15 protein-coding genes are annotated in these 18,199 nt (G+C 56.8%); 6 read left to right on the forward strand and 9 right to left on the reverse strand.

Going from position 1 to position 18,199, the window contains the following annotated elements; all coding sequences use genetic code 11:
* Window positions 1–122 precede the first annotated feature (122 nt).
* Genes nrdA through yfaE form a run of 3 tightly spaced genes read left to right on the forward strand, consistent with a single transcriptional unit; the run spans window position 123 to window position 3,844 of the window.
* Window positions 123–2,408 (forward strand): class 1a ribonucleoside-diphosphate reductase subunit alpha, encoded by a 2,286-nt coding sequence (gene nrdA / locus ACLHV9_RS16290; protein ID WP_028016269.1) that lies wholly within the window; start codon window positions 123–125, stop codon window positions 2,406–2,408.
* 51 nt (window positions 2,409–2,459) lie between these two features.
* Window positions 2,460–3,590 carry a class Ia ribonucleoside-diphosphate reductase subunit beta gene (gene nrdB / locus ACLHV9_RS16295; protein WP_028016268.1) on the forward strand — a complete coding sequence of 377 codons (1,131 nt, stop codon included), beginning with the start codon at window positions 2,460–2,462 and terminating at the stop codon, window positions 3,588–3,590.
* Window positions 3,590–3,844: a class I ribonucleotide reductase maintenance protein YfaE gene (gene yfaE / locus ACLHV9_RS16300; RefSeq protein ID WP_028016267.1), complete on the forward strand. Its 255-nt coding sequence runs from the start codon at window positions 3,590–3,592 to the stop codon at window positions 3,842–3,844. The genes nrdB and yfaE overlap by 1 nt, the downstream gene beginning before the upstream one ends.
* 23 nt (window positions 3,845–3,867) lie before the next feature.
* Here the strand turns inward: yfaE and glpQ are convergent, their stop codons facing one another.
* Both glpQ and glpT read right to left on the reverse strand, forming a co-directional pair.
* Window positions 3,868–4,920 (reverse strand): glycerophosphodiester phosphodiesterase, encoded by a 1,053-nt coding sequence (gene glpQ, locus ACLHV9_RS16305; protein WP_407220834.1) that lies wholly within the window; start codon window positions 4,918–4,920, stop codon window positions 3,868–3,870.
* Between the two features lie 11 nt (window positions 4,921–4,931).
* A complete protein-coding gene (glpT, locus tag ACLHV9_RS16310) occupies window positions 4,932–6,284 on the reverse strand; it encodes a glycerol-3-phosphate transporter (RefSeq protein WP_032659131.1) in 1,353 nt (450 codons plus the stop codon).
* A gap of 256 nt (window positions 6,285–6,540) precedes the next feature.
* On the opposite strand from glpT, the gene glpA reads away from it, so the two are divergent.
* From glpA to glpC, 3 genes are read left to right on the forward strand one after another with little or no spacing between them, the layout of a single operon-like run.
* Window positions 6,541–8,169, forward strand: a complete 1,629-nt coding sequence (gene glpA / locus ACLHV9_RS16315; protein WP_407220836.1) for an anaerobic glycerol-3-phosphate dehydrogenase subunit A — start codon at window positions 6,541–6,543, stop codon at window positions 8,167–8,169.
* Window positions 8,159–9,376 (forward strand): glycerol-3-phosphate dehydrogenase subunit GlpB, encoded by a 1,218-nt coding sequence (gene glpB / locus ACLHV9_RS16320; RefSeq protein WP_028016263.1) that lies wholly within the window; start codon window positions 8,159–8,161, stop codon window positions 9,374–9,376. The genes glpA and glpB overlap by 11 nt, the downstream gene beginning before the upstream one ends.
* Entirely contained in the window at window positions 9,373–10,563 is a 1,191-nt protein-coding gene (gene glpC / locus ACLHV9_RS16325; protein WP_028016262.1) for an anaerobic glycerol-3-phosphate dehydrogenase subunit GlpC, read from the forward strand. The genes glpB and glpC overlap by 4 nt, the downstream gene beginning before the upstream one ends.
* Window positions 10,564–10,596: 33 nt before the next feature.
* Here the strand turns inward: glpC and ACLHV9_RS16330 are convergent, their stop codons facing one another.
* The 7 genes from ACLHV9_RS16330 to menD form a co-directional block, all read right to left on the reverse strand.
* Window positions 10,597–11,796: a nicotinamide mononucleotide deamidase-related protein YfaY gene (locus tag ACLHV9_RS16330; protein ID WP_407220837.1), complete on the reverse strand. Its 1,200-nt coding sequence runs from the start codon at window positions 11,794–11,796 to the stop codon at window positions 10,597–10,599.
* A 93-nt stretch (window positions 11,797–11,889) separates the two neighbouring features.
* Window positions 11,890–12,429 carry a YfaZ family outer membrane protein gene (locus tag ACLHV9_RS16335; RefSeq protein ID WP_028016260.1) on the reverse strand — a complete coding sequence of 180 codons (540 nt, stop codon included), beginning with the start codon at window positions 12,427–12,429 and terminating at the stop codon, window positions 11,890–11,892.
* A gap of 124 nt (window positions 12,430–12,553) precedes the next feature.
* Window positions 12,554–13,915 (reverse strand): o-succinylbenzoate--CoA ligase, encoded by a 1,362-nt coding sequence (gene menE / locus ACLHV9_RS16340; RefSeq protein WP_407220838.1) that lies wholly within the window; start codon window positions 13,913–13,915, stop codon window positions 12,554–12,556.
* The gene (gene menC, locus ACLHV9_RS16345; protein ID WP_407220839.1) at window positions 13,912–14,877 is read right to left on the reverse strand and encodes an o-succinylbenzoate synthase; all 966 of its coding nucleotides are present in this window, start codon (window positions 14,875–14,877) and stop codon (window positions 13,912–13,914) included. Before menC ends, menE begins: the two co-directional genes overlap by 4 nt.
* Window positions 14,877–15,734 (reverse strand): 1,4-dihydroxy-2-naphthoyl-CoA synthase, encoded by an 858-nt coding sequence (gene menB / locus ACLHV9_RS16350; RefSeq protein WP_080328564.1) that lies wholly within the window; start codon window positions 15,732–15,734, stop codon window positions 14,877–14,879. Before menB ends, menC begins: the two co-directional genes overlap by 1 nt.
* Window positions 15,735–15,744: 10 nt before the next feature.
* Window positions 15,745–16,506: a 2-succinyl-6-hydroxy-2,4-cyclohexadiene-1-carboxylate synthase gene (gene menH, locus ACLHV9_RS16355; protein WP_407220840.1), complete on the reverse strand. Its 762-nt coding sequence runs from the start codon at window positions 16,504–16,506 to the stop codon at window positions 15,745–15,747.
* A complete protein-coding gene (menD, locus tag ACLHV9_RS16360; protein WP_049006403.1) occupies window positions 16,503–18,173 on the reverse strand; it encodes a 2-succinyl-5-enolpyruvyl-6-hydroxy-3-cyclohexene-1-carboxylic-acid synthase in 1,671 nt (556 codons plus the stop codon). The genes menH and menD overlap by 4 nt, the downstream gene beginning before the upstream one ends.
* Between the last annotated feature and the right edge of the window lie 26 nt (window positions 18,174–18,199).

Genomic DNA, 18,199 nt, shown 5'->3' on the forward strand with positions numbered 1-18,199 from the left:
CCATATAGCGTTTTTCTTATCGCAAACCCCCTATATGTAGTATTTATCCACAGAGTTAGTCACAAGACGGATCTGTGGATAAACGGGGGATATTTTTTATTTCACGGACAGGTAAAACCCACATGAATCAGAGTCTGCTGGTGACAAAGCGCGACGGTACCACCGAGCGTATCAATCTGGACAAAATCCATCGAGTTCTCGACTGGGCAGCAGAAGGACTGAACAACGTATCTATCTCCCAGGTTGAACTGAAATCTCACATCCAGTTCTACGACGGCATCAAAACGTCTGATATCCATGAAACCATCATTAAAGCGGCGGCGGATCTGATCTCCCGTGAAGCACCGGATTATCAGTACCTGGCTGCACGCCTGGCCATTTTCCACCTGCGCAAAAAAGCCTACGGCCAGTTTGAGCCGCCTGCGCTTTACGATCACGTAGTGAAAATGGTTGAGCTGGGCAAATACGACACGCATCTGCTGGAAGACTATACGGAAGAAGAGTTCGAGCAGATGAACGGGTTTATCGATCACTGGCGCGACATGAACTTCTCCTACGCGGCGGTGAAGCAGCTCGAAGGCAAATACCTGGTTCAAAACCGTGTGACCGGTGAGATCTACGAAAGCGCCCAGTTCCTCTATATTCTGGTGGCCGCTTGCCTGTTCTCTAACTACCCACGTGAAACCCGTCTGGAATATGTGAAGCGTTTCTATGATGCGGTATCCACGTTCAAAATTTCTCTGCCTACGCCAATCATGTCTGGCGTGCGCACCCCTACCCGCCAGTTCAGCTCCTGCGTGCTGATCGAGTGTGGTGACAGCCTGGATTCTATCAACGCCACCTCCAGCGCCATTGTGAAATACGTTTCCCAGCGTGCTGGTATCGGTATCAACGCCGGTCGCATCCGTGCTCTGGGCAGCCCAATTCGCGGCGGTGAAGCATTCCACACCGGCTGTATCCCGTTCTATAAGCACTTCCAGACGGCGGTGAAATCCTGCTCTCAGGGCGGCGTACGCGGCGGTGCTGCGACCCTGTTCTACCCGATGTGGCACCTGGAAGTGGAAAGCCTGCTGGTACTGAAAAACAACCGTGGCGTGGAAGGCAACCGCGTGCGTCACATGGACTACGGCGTACAGATCAACAAATTGATGTACACCCGTCTGCTGAAAGGTGAAGACATCACCCTGTTCAGCCCGTCTGACGTCCCTGGCCTGTACGACGCGTTCTTCGCTGATCAGGATGAGTTCGAACGTCTGTACACCAAATATGAGAAAGACGACAGTATCCGTAAACAGCGTGTGAAAGCGGTAGACCTGTTCTCTCTGATGATGCAGGAACGTGCCTCTACCGGCCGTATCTACATCCAGAACGTTGACCACTGCAACACCCACAGCCCGTTTGATCCGGCTGTTGCGCCAGTGCGCCAGTCTAACCTGTGCCTGGAAATCGCCCTGCCGACCAAGCCGCTGGACGATGTTAACGACGAAAACGGTGAAATTGCGCTGTGTACGCTGTCTGCGTTCAACCTGGGTGCGATTAAGAGCCTCGACGAGCTGGAAGAGCTGGCCGTGCTGGCGGTTCGTGCGCTGGATGCCCTGCTGGACTACCAGGATTACCCAATCCCGGCCGCTAAACGTGGTGCAATGGGTCGTCGTACCCTGGGCATTGGCGTGATCAACTTTGCCTACTGGCTGGCGAAAAACGGCAAGCGTTACTCTGACGGCAGCGCCAATAACCTGACCCACCAGACGTTTGAAGCTATTCAGTATTACCTGATGAAAGCGTCCAACGAGCTGGCGAAAGAGCAAGGTGCGTGCCCGTGGTTTAACGAAACCACCTACGCGAAAGGCATTATGCCGATCGATACCTACAAAAAAGATCTGGACGCGATTGTCAGCGAGCCGCTGCATCTGGACTGGGAAGGCCTTCGCGAATCCATTAAGACTTATGGACTGCGTAACTCTACGCTCTCTGCCCTGATGCCGTCTGAGACCTCTTCACAGATCTCTAACGCCACCAACGGTATCGAGCCACCTCGCGGCCACGTCAGTATTAAAGCGTCGAAAGACGGTGTTCTGCGCCAGGTGGTGCCGGATTACGAGACGCTGGGTAACAACTACGAGCTGCTGTGGGAAATGCCAAACAACGACGGCTACCTGCAGCTGGTTGGGATCATGCAGAAGTTTATCGACCAGTCGATCTCTGCAAACACCAACTACGACCCAACGCGCTTCCCGTCAGGTAAGGTACCGATGCAGCAACTGCTGAAAGACCTGCTCACTGCCTATAAATTTGGCGTGAAAACCCTGTACTATCACAACACCCGTGATGGTGCAGAAGACGCGCAGGACGACCTTGTACCGTCAATTCAGGACGATGGCTGCGAAAGCGGCGCATGTAAGATCTAATAAAGGGCGGGGATTTCCCCGCCTTTATTTCGTAAGACAGGACTCCAATTCATGGCATACACCACCTTTTCACAGACGAAAAACGACCAGCTCAAAGAGCCGATGTTCTTCGGCCAGCCAGTCAACGTGGCACGCTACGATCAGCAAAAATATGACATCTTCGAAAAGCTGATTGAAAAGCAACTCTCCTTCTTCTGGCGCCCGGAAGAGGTTGACGTCTCCCGCGACCGTATTGATTACCAGTCGCTGCCGGATCACGAAAAACATATCTTCATCAGCAACCTGAAGTACCAGACGCTGCTGGACTCCATTCAGGGCCGCAGCCCGAACGTGGCGCTGCTGCCGCTGATCTCCATTCCGGAACTGGAAACCTGGGTGGAAACCTGGGCGTTCTCTGAGACGATCCACTCCCGTTCTTACACCCATATCATTCGCAATATCGTTAACGATCCGGCGGTGGTGTTTGACGATATCGTCACTAACGAGCAGATCCAGAAACGCGCAGAAGGCATTGCTCACTACTACGACGAACTGATCGAGATGACCAGTTACTGGCATCTGCTGGGCGAAGGCACCCATAACGTGAACGGCAAAACTGTTACCGTGAACCTGCGTGCGCTGAAAAAACAGCTGTATCTGTGCCTGATGAGCGTCAACGCGCTGGAAGCCATTCGCTTCTACGTGAGCTTTGCCTGCTCTTTCGCCTTTGCCGAACGCAAGCTGATGGAAGGTAACGCCAAAATCATCCGTCTTATCGCCCGTGACGAAGCCCTGCACCTGACCGGCACCCAGCACATGCTGAACTTGCTGCGCAGCGGCGTGGACGACCCGGAAATGGCGGAAATCGCCGAAGAGTGCAAACAGGAGTGCTATGACCTGTTCGTGCTGGCGGCCCAGCAGGAGAAAGAGTGGGCAGACTACCTGTTCCGCGACGGCTCCATGATTGGCCTGAACAAAGACATTCTGTGCCAGTACGTTGAGTACATCACCAACATCCGTATGCAGGCTGTCGGCCTCGACCTGCCGTTCCAGACGCGCTCCAACCCCATCCCGTGGATCAACACCTGGCTGGTATCGGATAACGTGCAGGTTGCGCCGCAGGAAGTGGAAGTGAGTTCTTACCTGGTCGGTCAGATTGACTCCGAAGTTGATACTGACGACCTGAGCAACTTCCAGCTCTGATGACACGCGTAACGCTACGTCTTTCTGGCACCGAAGTGCTGTGTCAGGAAGAGCACCCTTCTCTGCTGGTGGCGCTTGAGGCGAACCAGGTGGCGGTTGAGTATCAGTGTCGTGAAGGCTATTGCGGCTCCTGTCGCTGCCGTCTGGTGACAGGTCAGGTGGACTGGCTGACCGAGCCGCTGGCCTTTATCAGTGAAGGGGAAATTTTGCCCTGCTGCTGCCGGGCAAAAGGCGATATCGAGATCGAGATGTAAAAAAGGGCCTTACGGCCCTTTTTCTATTTTAAGAACGTCACTGCTTTATCCGGGAAATCCGTAAACAGTCCGTCCACGCCCGCCTGGTTATACAGCACGTCGTAAAGCTGATTCACGTCCGTGGCATACGGCGGCAACTGGTCTGCACGCACCGTGTACGGATGGACCTGCATCTTGCTGGCATGCGCCTCTTTCACCATCGCCGTCAACTTCACGTGCCCAGGCGTTGAGCCTTCCGCCACCAGCATGTGATAATCCGGCCCGATGCCATCGGCGTACTGCGCTATCTGCTTCATCGCACCCGGCTTAAACATCCAGTCGTAGTTGTAGTTCACCCACTTCCCGTCCGGCTGCTTCTCCTGGGTTTCGTTCCAGTCGGTATAGGCAATCAGCTGCACCAGATTGAGATCCATCCCCCTCTTCGGCTCCAGCTCGGTTTTGATGCGCTTCAACTCAGCGGCGTCAAAACACTGCAGATACACCTTGTCCTTCTTGCTGGTGTATCCGTACTGCTTGAGTACGTCCAGCGTTTTGGCCGCAATGTCTTTCCCTTCCTGGTGGTGGAACCACGGCGCTTTGATTTCCGGGTAGATACCGATATTTTTACCGGTTGAGTGGTTCAGCCCCTGAACAAACTCAATCTCTTCCTGGAAGGTATGGATCCGGAAGTCAGATTTGCCCATCGGGAAGCGTCCCGGATAGACCTGCACCTTCTTGCCGTTTTCGATCTCAAAGCCTTCGGTAAACTTCAGCGAGCGAATTTCCGCCAGCGTGAAGTCGATGGCGTAGAAACGGCCATCTTTGCGGGCGCGGTCCGGGAAACGCTCCGCCACGTCCGTCACGCGGTCAAGATAGTGGTCATGCAGGACGACCAGATGGTCGTCCTTCGTCATCACCAGATCCTGCTCCAGGTAATCCGCGCCCTGCGCATAGGCCATCGCTTTTGCCGGGAGCGTATGCTCCGGCAGATAGCCGCTTGCGCCGCGGTGGGCAATAACGATTTTATCTGCCGCCAGCGCAGAGCCTGTCATCAGGCCTGCCAGCAGCAGACTGGTAGCTAACTGAGTTAATTTCATCGCAATGCTCCTTATTGACGACGCGCCAGCACTTCAGCGTGGTGACGTTTTTCGCCGATCATCACAACAATCAGCAGCAGAACCGCCAGCACGCTACCGCCAATCATCACCATAAAGCCGCCGTCCCAGCCGAAGAAGTCAACGGTATAGCCCACAATGGCGCTTGCCGCGACCGACCCGCCGAGGTAGCCAAACAGGCCGGTAAAGCCTGCCGCCGTGCCCGCCGCTTTTTTCGGCGCCAGCTCCAGCGCGTGCAGACCGATCAGCATCACCGGACCGTAAATCAGGAAGCCGATGACAATCATGCAGGCCATATCTACTGATGGGTTGCCCGGCGGGTTGAGCCAGTACACCACGGTGGCGATGGTCACCAGGGTCATAAAGAACACGCCTGTCGCACCGCGGTTACCTTTAAACACTTTGTCCGACATCCAGCCGCAAAGCAGCGTGCCTGGGATCCCGGCATATTCGTACAGGAAGTAGGCCCAGGAGGATTTATCCAGCGCGAAGTGCTTCACCTCTTTCAGGTAGGTTGGCGACCAGTCGAGGATGCCATAGCGCAGCAGGTAAACGAACACGTTCGCCACCGCGATGTACCACAGCAGCTTGTTCGGCAGGACGTACTTCATGAAGATCTGTTTTGCAGTCAGCTCTTCTTCGTGCTCCTTGCTGTAATCATCCGGATAGTCGTTTTTGTACTCTTCGATCGGAGGCAAACCGCAGGACTGAGGCGTGTCGCGCATCAGCGCGAAAGCGATAATCGCCACGACGATAGCACCAAAAGCAGGCATATAGAGCGCCGCGTGCCAGTCGTTGAACCAGGCCATCCCCAACAGGAACAGCAGCGGTGGAATACCGCCTCCCACGTTATGCGCACAGTTCCATACCGACACGATGCCGCCACGTTCCTTCTGCGACCACCAGTGCACCATGGTGCGTCCGCATGGTGGCCATCCCATTCCCTGGAACCAGCCGCAGAGGAACAGCAGCACGAACATGATGGCAATACTGGAGGTTGCCCACGGCACAAAGCCCATAAACAACATCACCGCTGCCGCCAGGATCAGACCGGCTGGCAGAAACACACGCGGGTTCGAGCGATCCGACACGGAACCCATGATGAATTTGGAAAAACCGTAGGCAATCGAAATTCCCGACAGCGCGAACCCTAAATCCCCCCGCGAAAAGCCCTGCTCCACCAGATAAGGCATGGCGAGCGCGAAGTTTTTACGCACCAGGTAGTACGCCGCGTACCCGAAGAAAATCCCCAGGAAAATTTGCCAACGCAGACGACGGTATAGCGGATCAATTTCTGCCTCAGGCAGACGCGCACGATGCGGCGCGGGTTTGAAGATACTGAGCATGACAGCCTCCGTGGCCAGGTATTGAATTTACTGGGGTTTTACTGCCCCATACTCCAGAGAGGCGGCGATGTTAAGAAATCACGGTGATTGTTACTGTGAATCAACGCACAGATTGTTACAGAAATATGACAGAATGCGCAAAAAAGCGCATGAAATCACGTTTCACTTTCGAATTTCGCTCGTTTGTGTTCGAAATCAAACAAACCATAGTTTTCATGTGGCTAAATGGTAAAAAAACGAACACAGAGGGATGACAATGACAATTCACGATCCACGCTACAGCGATGTGATTATCATTGGCGGCGGTGCGACCGGTGCCGGCATCGCACGTGATTGCGCACTCAGGGGGTTGAGCGTCACGCTTCTGGAGCGCCATGATATTGCGACAGGTGCCACCGGGCGCAATCATGGCCTGCTTCACAGCGGTGCCCGCTACGCCGTTACCGATGGCGAATCGGCTCGTGAATGTATTGCCGAAAACCAGATCCTGCGGCGGATTGCTCGCCACTGCATTGAACCTACAGACGGCTTGTTTATCACGCTTCCCGAAGACGATCTCGCCTTTCAGGCTACCTTTATTACCGCCTGTCGCGCGGCGGGGATTCAGGCCGAGGCCATTGACCCGGCCCTGGCGCGGCGCATTGAGCCCTCCGTCAACCCGATCCTGACAGGGGCGGTAAAAGTGCCAGACGGCACGGTTGATCCTTTCCGCCTGACGGCCGCCAATATGCTTGATGCCCGCGAACATGGCGCGCACATCCTGACCGGGCATGAAGTGACCGGGCTTATCCGGGAAGGTAACCGCGTCCGTGGCGTGCGGCTTTTTAATACGCAATATAACGAACACAGCGAACTGTATGCTTCCGTGGTCGTCAATGCGGCGGGGATCTGGGGGCAGCGGATTGCGGAGTATGCCGACTTGTCCGTTCGCATGTTTCCGGCAAAAGGCTCGCTGCTGATCCTCGACCATCGCATCAATAACCATGTGATTAACCGCTGCCGTAAACCGTCTGATGCCGATATTCTGGTTCCGGGCGATACCATTTCATTAATCGGTACCACCTCAACCCACGTGGACTATAGCGAGATTGATTACAACCGCGTCACTGCTGAAGAAGTGGATATTCTGCTGCGTGAAGGGGAAAAACTGGCCCCGGTGATGGCGCAGACCCGGATGCTGCGCGCCTACGCGGGTGTGCGTCCGTTAGTTGCCAGCGATAACGACCCAAGCGGGCGTAACGTCAGCCGGGGCATTGTGCTGCTCGATCATGCTGAACGCGACGGCATGGAAGGGTTTATCACCATCACCGGTGGCAAACTGATGACCTATCGTCTGATGGCCGAATGGGCAACCGATGCCGTCTGCCGCAAACTGGGCAACACCGAGCCGTGCAAAACGGCAGAACAGCCCCTGCCCGGCTCACGTCAGTCTACCGAGAAGACGCTGCAAAAAATTATCTCCCTGCCCGCTCCCCTGCGCGGTTCGGCCATCTATCGTCATGGTGACAGGACGCCGGTCTGGCTCGGCGAAGGCCGGCTTAGTCGCAGCCTGGTCTGCGAGTGCGAAGCCGTAACCGCGGGCGAAGTACAATATGCGGTGGAAAATCTGACCGTCAATTCTCTGCTCGATCTCCGCCGCCGCACCCGGGTTGGAATGGGGACGTGTCAGGGTGAATTGTGCGCCTGCCGTGCCGCCGGGTTATTGCAACGCTTTCATACCACCACCGCGACCCAGTCGCTCGATCAACTCAGTGCTTTTTTAAACGAGCGCTGGAAAGGTATTCAGCCTGTCGCCTGGGGCGATGCTCTGCGTGAAAGTGAATTTACCCGCTGGGTCTACCAGGGGCTTTGCGGTCTGGAGAAGGAGCAACACGATGAAATTTGATACCGTGATCGTCGGCGGCGGGCTGGCGGGTCTGCTCTGTGGCATCAAACTCACAAAACAGGGGCTACGCTGCGCCATTATCACCCGGGGTCAGAGCGCCCTGCACTTCTCGTCGGGCTCGCTGGATCTGGTGGACGAAACGTACCGAGAAAAACTTCCGCCAGAGCACCCTTATCACCTGACAGGCGCGCAGCATATCGATCGCTTTGCCCTGGAAACCGAAGCGCTACTGGCGGATTGCGGCGCTCGTCTGCAGGGAAGCGCCAGGCAAAATCATCAGCGTGTTACACCACTCGGCACCCTACGCTCCGCCTGGCTCAGCCCGGAGGAGGTGCCCGTTACCCCGCTCAACTCAGCGCGTGTGCGGGTGGTAGGTATTAGCGGTTTTCTGGATTTTCAGCCCCATCTCGCGGCGGCATCACTTTGTCGCCAGGGGGTAAACGCTGAAACGGCAGAAATAGAGCTGCCTGAGCTTGATGTCCTGCGCGACAACCCGAGCGAGTTTCGCGCGGTGAATATTGCCCGTTTTCTTGATCATGAAGAGAGATGGCCGCTGCTGTATGAGGCGCTCAAACCGCTTGCAGAAGGGTGCGATGCGCTTTTTATGCCCGCCTGCTTTGGCTTAAACGACAATCGACTCTGGCGCTGGCTGTCCGATCGACTGCCCTGCACACTCGGTTTACTGCCAACGCTCCCCCCTTCGGTTCCCGGTATTCGCCTGCATACCCAGCTCCAGCGCAAATTTGTTGCGCAGGGTGGCGTCTGGATGGCGGGTGATGAGGTGAAAAAAATCACCCTGACTGACGGGGAAGTGAGCGAAATCTGGACGCGCAACCACGATGATATTCCGCTTCGCGCCCGCTTTACGGTGCTGGCAAGCGGCAGTTTCTTCAGTAACGGGCTGCTGAGCAGTCGGGACGGCATCCGCGAAGCCATAATGGGTCTGGATGTCCGGCAAAGCGCCTCCCGCGCGGACTGGTATCAGAGTGATTTCTTCACGCCACAGCCCTGGCAACAGTTCGGCGTCATTGTCGATAACCACCTGCACCCGCAACTTTCGGGTAAGTCAGTCAGGAATCTCTTTGCTATCGGCTCGCTTCTTGGCGGATATGATCCTATCGCCCAGGGCTGCGGTGGCGGGGTCTGCGCCGTCACGGCGCTGTATGTGGCAGAGCAGATTAGCCAGCGCATGGAGGCTGAACAATGAGCGATACCCGTTTCGAAAGCTGCATTAAATGCACGGTGTGTACTACCGTCTGCCCGGTCAGCGGCGTAAATCCACGTTATCCTGGTCCGAAACAGGCCGGGCCGGACGGTGAGCGTCTGCGTCTGAAGGACGGCAAGCTGTATGATGAGGCGCTGAAGTACTGCATCAACTGCAAACGCTGTGAAGTTGCCTGCCCATCAGATGTCAACATTGGCGACATTATCCAGCGCGCCCGGGCGCGTTATAGCACGCAAAAGCCATCATTGCGGGATGCCATTCTCAGTCACACCGATTTGATGGGGAGCATCTCGACGCCGTTCGCCCCGCTGGTGAATGCGGCGACAGCGCTCAAACCGGTGCGCCAGCTGCTGGATGCGACGCTTAAAATAGACCATCACCGCAGCCTGCCGAAATATTCTCACGGTACCTTCCGTCGCTGGTATAAATCCGTCGCGGCGCAACAGGCGCAGTATGCCGAACAGGTGGCGTTCTTCCATGGCTGCTATGTGAATTACAACCACCCGCAGTTGGGTAAAGATCTGCTTAAAGTGCTGAATGCGATGGGGACGGGCGTACAGTTACTTAGTAAGGAAAAATGCTGCGGTGTACCACTGATCGCCAACGGATTTACGGATAAAGCGCGCAAGCAGGCCAAAAGCAATGTCACCTCACTGCGTGAAGCCATCGTCGACAGGGGGATTCCGGTGCTGGCCACCTCGTCTACCTGTACCTTCACCCTGCGAGATGAGTACCCGCATCTGCTGGACGTGGATAACACCGGGCTGCGCGAGCACATTGAACTGGCAACACGCTTCCTGTGGCGCAAACTGGATAGCGGGCAGACGTTGCCGCTGGGGAAATTGCCGCTGAAAGTGGTGTATCACACGCCCTGCCACATGGAAAAAATGGGCTGGTCGCTCTATACGCTTGAACTGCTACGCTTAATTCCTGGGCTGGAGCTGACGGTGCTGGATTCCCGCTGCTGCGGTATTGCGGGAACGTACGGCTTCAAAAGTGAAAATTACGAAACGTCACAGGCGATTGGCGCCCCACTGTTCCGTCAGATTGAGGAAAGCGGCGCGGATATCGTGGTAACCGACTGCGAAACCTGCAAGTGGCAAATAGAGATGTCCACCAGCAAGCGCTGCGAACATCCGATCACCATACTGGCGAGGGCTCTGGGCTGAACATGGCCGGGGCGAGAAGCCCCGGTCAGTGTTTTACTCAACGAACAGCGACTCGACAACGTTTATCCAGCCGTGCTCGCTGGCAACCTCTTTGCCATTCAACCAGCGGCGCAGCATGTTCAGCGCCATCATGGCGCAAACTTCCTGCCGTATCGCCAGGCTGTGGCGGGTGATACTCATTTTTACCCTCAGGGCATACGTGCCTTCCGGTGTCGCCAGCGCAAAGTTCAGGTATTCCTCATCCAGCCCACCGACAAACAGCGCCAGCCCGGCAAAATGTTTTACCCTTCTTTCAGAAGCCCAACGGGCGGTCTGCGCCAGCGTCTCCTGCTGGAACGGCACCACTTCGCTGGCCAACAGCGGCGCATTGACGCGCGACAGCTGCAGCGCCAGCAGGCCGCCGGTGAACTGCTCGCTTAAGGTCACGCTCAGCTGACGAGACTGCAGCTGCTTCGCAATCTGCGCGGGCAACCCTTCCGTCCCTTCGAAGATCAGGCTTTCACCCGCCACACGCTGCACCTCAGGCCAGAGTGCCAGCATCGCCGCTTTCTGCTCTGCAGGCCCCGTCAGCTTGAGTTCAATGATCGGCATGGAGGACCGATACCCCATTGATACGTCTGGCGGCAGTTGCAGGTGATCAAGACTCTGGGCCAGGTCGCTTTCCGAGCGGCCAAAAGTGGTCAGACGCAGGCAAAGCGGCGGTTCAGGCAGGGTAAAACGGTCGCGAAGGCGCGGCAGGATCTGCTGCTCGACCATCACTTTAAATTCTGAGGGTACGCCCGGCGTGAAGAACATCAGGCAGCGGTTCAGCTGCATGGCAAATCCACATGCGGTACCGACCGGGTTGTCAACCAACTCAGCGCTGGCGGGAATTTCAGCTTGTTTGCGGTTGCTGGGTGCCATGACGCGGCCACGTTCGGAGAAAAAGCGCTCCATCTGCGAGAGCCACGCCTCGTGCAGCACCAGCCCTTCACCTTTTGCTGTGGCGGCGGCCAGTGCGCTGAGATCGTCACTGGTGGGGCCAAGTCCGCCATTCACAATCAGCACGTCACACTGTTCGCTGCGCTCACGCAGGATATTGACCAGTGACTCAAGATTGTCGCCCACCGTGTTGCGGCGCGTTAACGGTAATCCTTGCTCAAAGAAAAGATCGGCAAGCCAGGCAGCATTGGTGTCGATAATCTGTCCATGCAGCACTTCATCGCCGGTGGATAACATCTCCACGTTAATCATTATGTTCTCCCGCTTAAATGGTCAAAACACTATAACGCAAACGCAGGATGGAGAAGAGAGAAACTGGCGCGACAGAATGTCGCGCCGGAGTGATTAGAAACCTGCGCTGACGCCCACGTAAGGGCCGTCGGCCAGCGCGTTGTCACGGTTGCCGTCTTTACCGGCCAGGTTCAGGTAGCGATAGCCTGCTTCGATGGTAATTGGACGCATGATGGTCCAGCGCGCACCGGCGTTGGCTTCTTCATAGCTTTCAATGCCGCTGGAGAGCGAGTCCGGGGAATAGTAATACTCACCAAACAGACCGAAGCTGTCGCCAATTTTCCACTGCAGACCGCCGCCCACTGCCGCCGCATAGCCTTCATCACCGTCGTTCGGGTTGGTATAAATACCTTTACCGCCGACAGTGGCCAGGAACGGACCAAGAGGAATGTTCAGACCCAGGCCAAGACTGGCTGCGTCGCCGTCGTCATCGTTATGTGTCCAGCCACCGGTCATTGCCAGACCAGAAGTCTCGGTGCCCATGCCAAAGCCCAGGTGGGTGTAATCCTGACCCGCCGAGCCGTTAATGCTAATGGCGTTAGCCGCCGCAGAAACAACCATCAGGCCGAAGCCCAGTAATGCCACTTTTTTCATTGTCGTGATCCCGCACAATTATTATAAAGAAGTCCCAAAACCGCGAGATTTTAACCGGAGTCTCCATGGGATCAAGCACTCTGCGTGCGGCAAGTCGGTAGATTGTAACTATTTGAAACGGCTACTATCCCTGAAGCGATGCATTCACCCACTGTTGCAGCGCGCGACGGGAGACCTTAATGCCGCCATTTTTGAGCTCAGTCGGCAACACTAGCCACCGGACGGGTTGCTGAAAACGCGCCAGTTTATCCCGGACCCAGTCAGGTAAACAGGTGATATCCGTTCCCGGTTCACACTCCACCACGGCTACCGGGCGCTGCCCAAACTCGGCATCGTCCAGCGGAACGATAAACACCTGGTTAATTTGCGGATGACGGGCGATAACCCGCTCAAGACTTTCGGGCTGGATCCCTTCTCCACCGCTAAAAAAGAGGTTGTCCATACGCCCCAGAATTGTCAGCCGGTCATCATGCCATTCACCGCGATCGCGGGTCGCGAACCAGCCCTGCTCATTCGTCAGCGGGATCAACTCCCCGTCACGCCAGTAGCCTGAGGCCATACTTTGCGCTTTGATCCAGACTTCACCGTCAACCACCTGCACTTCTCTGCCCGGCAGTACACCGCCCACATCCGGCTCGCCGTCCGCCTCTTTCGCACAGACTGTTGAAGCAAACTCCGTCAAGCCATAGCCACAGAGGGTGCGAACGCCCTGTTTTCGCGCTTCCTCTGTCAGTTCAACAGGTATTGCCGCTCCGCCGAGCAGAACGGCTTTCAGCGCAATATGATGCTGAGTGTTAAGCAGACGCCAGAGCTGTGTCGGTACCAGAGAAGCGTGGGTACAGCCCTGCAGTGCCTGCTCAAGCGGCTGCTTTTCGCGAACGGTTAAACGTGCCCCGGCCTGCAACCAGCGCCATAAAATCCCCTGACCGGAAACATGAAACAGCGGCAGCGAAAGTAACCAGTCATCCTCATCACCGTAGGGCATCAGCGCCAGCACGCCACGCGCGCTGGCAAGATGGGCTTCGCAGGTATGGACCGCCGCTTTCGGCAACCCGCTGGAGCCGGAGGTCAGCGTCATCGAGGCCAACCGCGCCGGTTGCCACGTAACGCGATGTTCGCCAGCATGCTCGTACATGTTCAGGACGGGAAGATCGTCGTAGATGCCGTCCAGCACCAGCGCAAAGCGCAGGGTCATCTGCGGAAGCAGAACATCCAGCAGATGACGCGGCAACTGCGGGTTAACGGGAAGAATGCGCGCCCCGCACTGGAGCAGTGCCAGCCATGCCGTCAAGGTTTGCGGATGATTATGGGCCAGCAGCAGCACACCGTCGCCCTCTCCGACGCCCTGCTGCTGAAATCCTGCCGCAAGGTGGTCGACACGCGCACATAGCTGTTGCCAGGTAAGCACCTCATCGTTCAGCCTCAGCGCCGGCTTATCGGCAGCCTGCGCACACCAGTGCCGCCACGGCCAGTCGGTAAAACTCATCGCAATGGCTCCAGCGCCTCAACGTCGAGGCACGGCAGCGGACTGTCCGGCCACTGGCGAATAAGCTGAGCCTGCATCAGGTTTAGCGTGTCGAGACCCGGGATCGTGTCTGGCGTTAACCAGGCAGCGATACGTGCCAGTTGGGTCAGCCCAAGGCTGGATTCGATGGAGGAGCTGATCACCGCCGTCAACCCCAACGCATGTGCCGCTGCGACCTGCTCGCGCACTTTCGCCAGACTGCCGGTCAGCGTTGGTTTAATCACTACCGCGCTGACGCCGGGTTCGGCGACAAATTCAAAATCCGCTTCGCGCAGGCTTTCATCCCAGGCGATGGCAATCCCCGTTTCCCGGGCAAACGCACGCGAATCATCGCGGGTTTTACACGGTTCTTCCAGGAAGGCAATGCGACTGCGGTATGCCGGATTGACGTACTTCGCGAATTGCTGTGCCTTAAGTGGCGTCCACGCGCGGTTAGCATCCAGACGCAGATGCAGATCCGGGATCGCCTCCAGCAGGAGGTTAGCGACCATTCCGTCTCTCACCGCTTCGTACAGGCCAACTTTGATTTTCGCCACTTTCTCACCGGGCATAGCGGAAAGCAGGGCGAACAGTTCGTCCGGATCGCCGGTGCAGAGCGGTGCCGCACGGTAATTAGCCTCTTCAGGCAAACTACCGTCGAGCTCAGCCAGCGCACAGCTAATGCCAAAAGCCACGGAAGGAACGTCCGGCAACGCCGGATCCGCTCCCTCACGCCACTCTCCGGCCCACGCCAGTAATGCAGACTGCGCGTCATCCAGCGACTCAAGGCTAAAGCCCGGCAGAGGTGAAACCTCCCCCCAGCCTTCCCGCTCACCCTGCTGCAGATGAACGAAGAAGCCGTCACGGTTTTTTAACCGCCGTTCACGCAGTACCACACCCGCGTCCATCGGTATCTGCCAGCGGTAAACCTGCGCGCGACGCATTACGGGTTCCGTTTGTATTTGCTGAAATCTGGCTGGCGTTTTTCGTTAAACGCGTTGCGCCCTTCCTGACCTTCTTCGGTCATGTAGAACAGCATCGTGGCGTTGCCCGCCAGTTCCTGCAGACCCGCCTGACCGTCACAGTCGGCGTTCAGCGCGGCTTTCAGGCAGCGCAGCGCCATCGGGCTGTTTTGCAGCATTTCACGACACCAGCGCACGGTCTCTTTTTCGAGATCGGCAATCGGTACGACAGTATTGACCAGCCCCATATCCAGCGCTTCCTGAGCATTGTACTGACGGCACAGGAACCAGATTTCGCGGGCTTTTTTCTGCCCGACAATGCGCGCCATGTAAGAGGCACCCCAGCCGCCGTCGAAAGAGCCCACTTTCGGGCCAGTCTGGCCGAAGATAGCGTTCTCTGCGGCAATCGTCAGATCGCACATCATGTGCAGCACATGACCGCCACCGATGGAATAGCCTGCCACCATCGCCACGACCGGTTTTGGACAGGTACGGATCTGACGCTGGAAATCGAGCACGTTCAGGTGGTGTGTACCCGCATCATCCTGGTATCCGCCGTAGTCACCGCGCACTTTCTGATCGCCACCGGAGCAAAACGCTTTGTCACCTTCGCCGGTCAGAACAATCACGCCGATGTTGTCGTCATAGCGCGCATCTGCCAGCGCCTGGATCATCTCTTTCACGGTCAGCGGACGAAAGGCGTTACGTACCTGTGGACGATTGATGGTGATTTTAGCAATGCCGTCTGCGGATTTGTGGTAACGGATGTCGGTATAACCTTCGGAGCAGTCTTGCCATTCAACCGGAGCATAGAGCATGTGTTCATCAGGATAGATCATAGAGAGTCCTTTATCGAAGACGCAGTATCTGAGCCAGACACGCAGCAACTGCACCCGGGTTTTCCCGGTGGGCGTTGTGTCCGGCGATGGGAATTGCATGGCGAACGGCGTTCAGTTCCGCGGCAAGGGCCGCAAACTTGTCATCATGTTCACCATATAAATATTCAAATGGGAAGTTGCGGGCGCTGAGCGCGGCACGCAAATCAGGCTGCACGGCCAGCGATGTCGCCTCCAGCATCATCGCCAGCGTCGTGCCGTTGTTCTGACTGCGCAAAGTAACCAGCGCTTCGCGCTGGGTGTCCTTCAGGGAGGCGAACACGGGCTGTTGATACCAGTCAGTAAAGACTTTTTTCAGCGGTTCAGTACGAAAACGCTGTGCCCAGCGGCGATCAGATACCCGCCGCCTGATGCGCTCTTCGTCATCATGCAGACCCGGATGCCCACCTTCCACAATCACCCCCTGCAGCCCCTGTGGCTGCTGGCAAGCATGGAACATCGCAATGCGGCCGCCGAGGGAGTACCCGATAAGCCAGAAGTTAAGTATGTTGTAACTAAACAAAGTTCGGGTGAGCATATTGCTCATCTCGTTGAACCCCGTCACGCCAATGCTCCCGGATCCACCGTGACCCGGCAGGTCCAGGTACAGCCGGGGATAATTGCTGAGCATCTCGCCAACGACCTGCCACTCACGGCAATCCCCGGAGAAACCGTGCAAAAAGACCAGCCAGGGATAACCTGGTTTTCCAGCCTGTTGCACACCCGAGAGGATCACAGCTGGCTCACCTGTGCCAGCAGGCTTTGCAGCATCTGCGCGCCGTCAGCATCATTCACCACCAGCTCAATCAACGTTGCTCCCGGCTGTTTCCAGGCGGTGCTCAGCGCTATATCAAGCTGTTCCCAGTTTTCCGGGCGATGGTATTTCAGGCTGAACATCGCTGCGGCGTGTTCAAACTGGACATTCTGCGGCATCAGGTAAAAGCGTTCACGCTCGCTTTGCGGCGTTGGCAAGAGAGAGAAGATCTGCCCGCCGTTGTTGTTGACCACAATCAGCACAAACGGGGCCGACGCCTGTCGTAGCAGCGCCAGCGCGTTGAGATCGTAGAGTGCAGAGAGATCGCCCACGATTGCCAGCGTCGATTTCGCGCTGGCGCGCTGCACGCCTGCTGCCGTTGAGATCAGCCCATCAATACCGCTGGCGCCACGGTTGCTGTAAACCGGGTAACCCGCAGGCAGCTTCGAAAACGCGTCAATCAGGCGGACAACGAGGCTATTTCCGACAAACAGTTGCCCCTGCTCAGGCAAATACTGGCGAATACGGTGCGCCAATCCGGCCTCGCTAAACGCTTCACAATGCGCTTTGGTGAGCTCCCACGCCTGACGCGAAAGTTCCGGGATCGCAACGGCCCAGGGTTTGCGTTTTTCCGCCGGATGGAGCGTAAGCCAGGTGTCGATACTGCTGACCAGACGACGCCCGCGATGGTGCGCCGGGTCGAGCCGCCCTTCCAGCGGATCCACCAGCCAGTATTCTTCCGGGGTGCACGTTGCCTGCCATTGCAGTAATCGCTTACCGGTTAAGCTTGAGCCAAGCTGGACAACAATCTGCGCCTGCGAAAGCTCAGTGACGGCTTTCGCATTCCCCAACCAGAGATCGGCGCACGGCAGCGGCTGACCGGTCTGGGAGAGCACGTCACCAATCAGCGGCCAGCCAAGTGTTTGCGCCCATTCAGCAACCCATTTTCCTTCAGCAGCGCTCATGCGCCCGGCGATAACCACGCCGCGTTTTTGCCGCCAGAAGAACCAGTCACGTTGTTTAGCACTCTCAAGATGCGTCTGCTCACGCAGCCACGGTTTTTCACTTTCCCACCAGTCACCGAGGGAGTGCTGCCACTCAAGGCCGGTGTTATCCAGTTCGCCATACAACGGTTCGGCAAACGGGCAGTTGATATGCAACGCCCCACTGCGCAATGTCTCCATGGCATGATCGACGGTAGATACCAGCCAGCTTGCCGGGATATCCTGCGTGGGACGCGGCAACGAGATTGTCTGCGAAGGGTGCGAGGAAAAGAGTCCCGGCTGACGAATAGCCTGATTGGCGCCACAGTCGATAAGCTCAGGTGGGCGGTCAGCCGTCAGCAGGATCAGTTTTTCACCGGTTAAACCGGCTTCAATCAGTGCCGGATAGAGGTTCGCCACGGCAGTACCGGAGGTGACAATCACCGCTACAGGCTCTTTGCTGACCTTCGCCAACCCCAGTGCCAGATGGCCAAGACCGCGTTCATCAAAATGAGTATGGTGAATGAATGCCCGGTTTTCAGCGGCCGCCAGCGTCAGCGGCGTTGAGCGAGAACCCGGCGCAATACACACGTGCCTGACGCCATGGCGGGTCAGGGCTTCAAGGATCACCGCCGCCCAGCGCCGGTTAAAAGAACTTACTGACATGAGATTGTCCGGAATCAAGATTACGA

The organism is Enterobacter sp. CPE_E890 (assembly GCF_046521475.1).
Classification (GTDB): Bacteria; Pseudomonadota; Gammaproteobacteria; order Enterobacterales; family Enterobacteriaceae; genus Enterobacter; species Enterobacter adelaidei.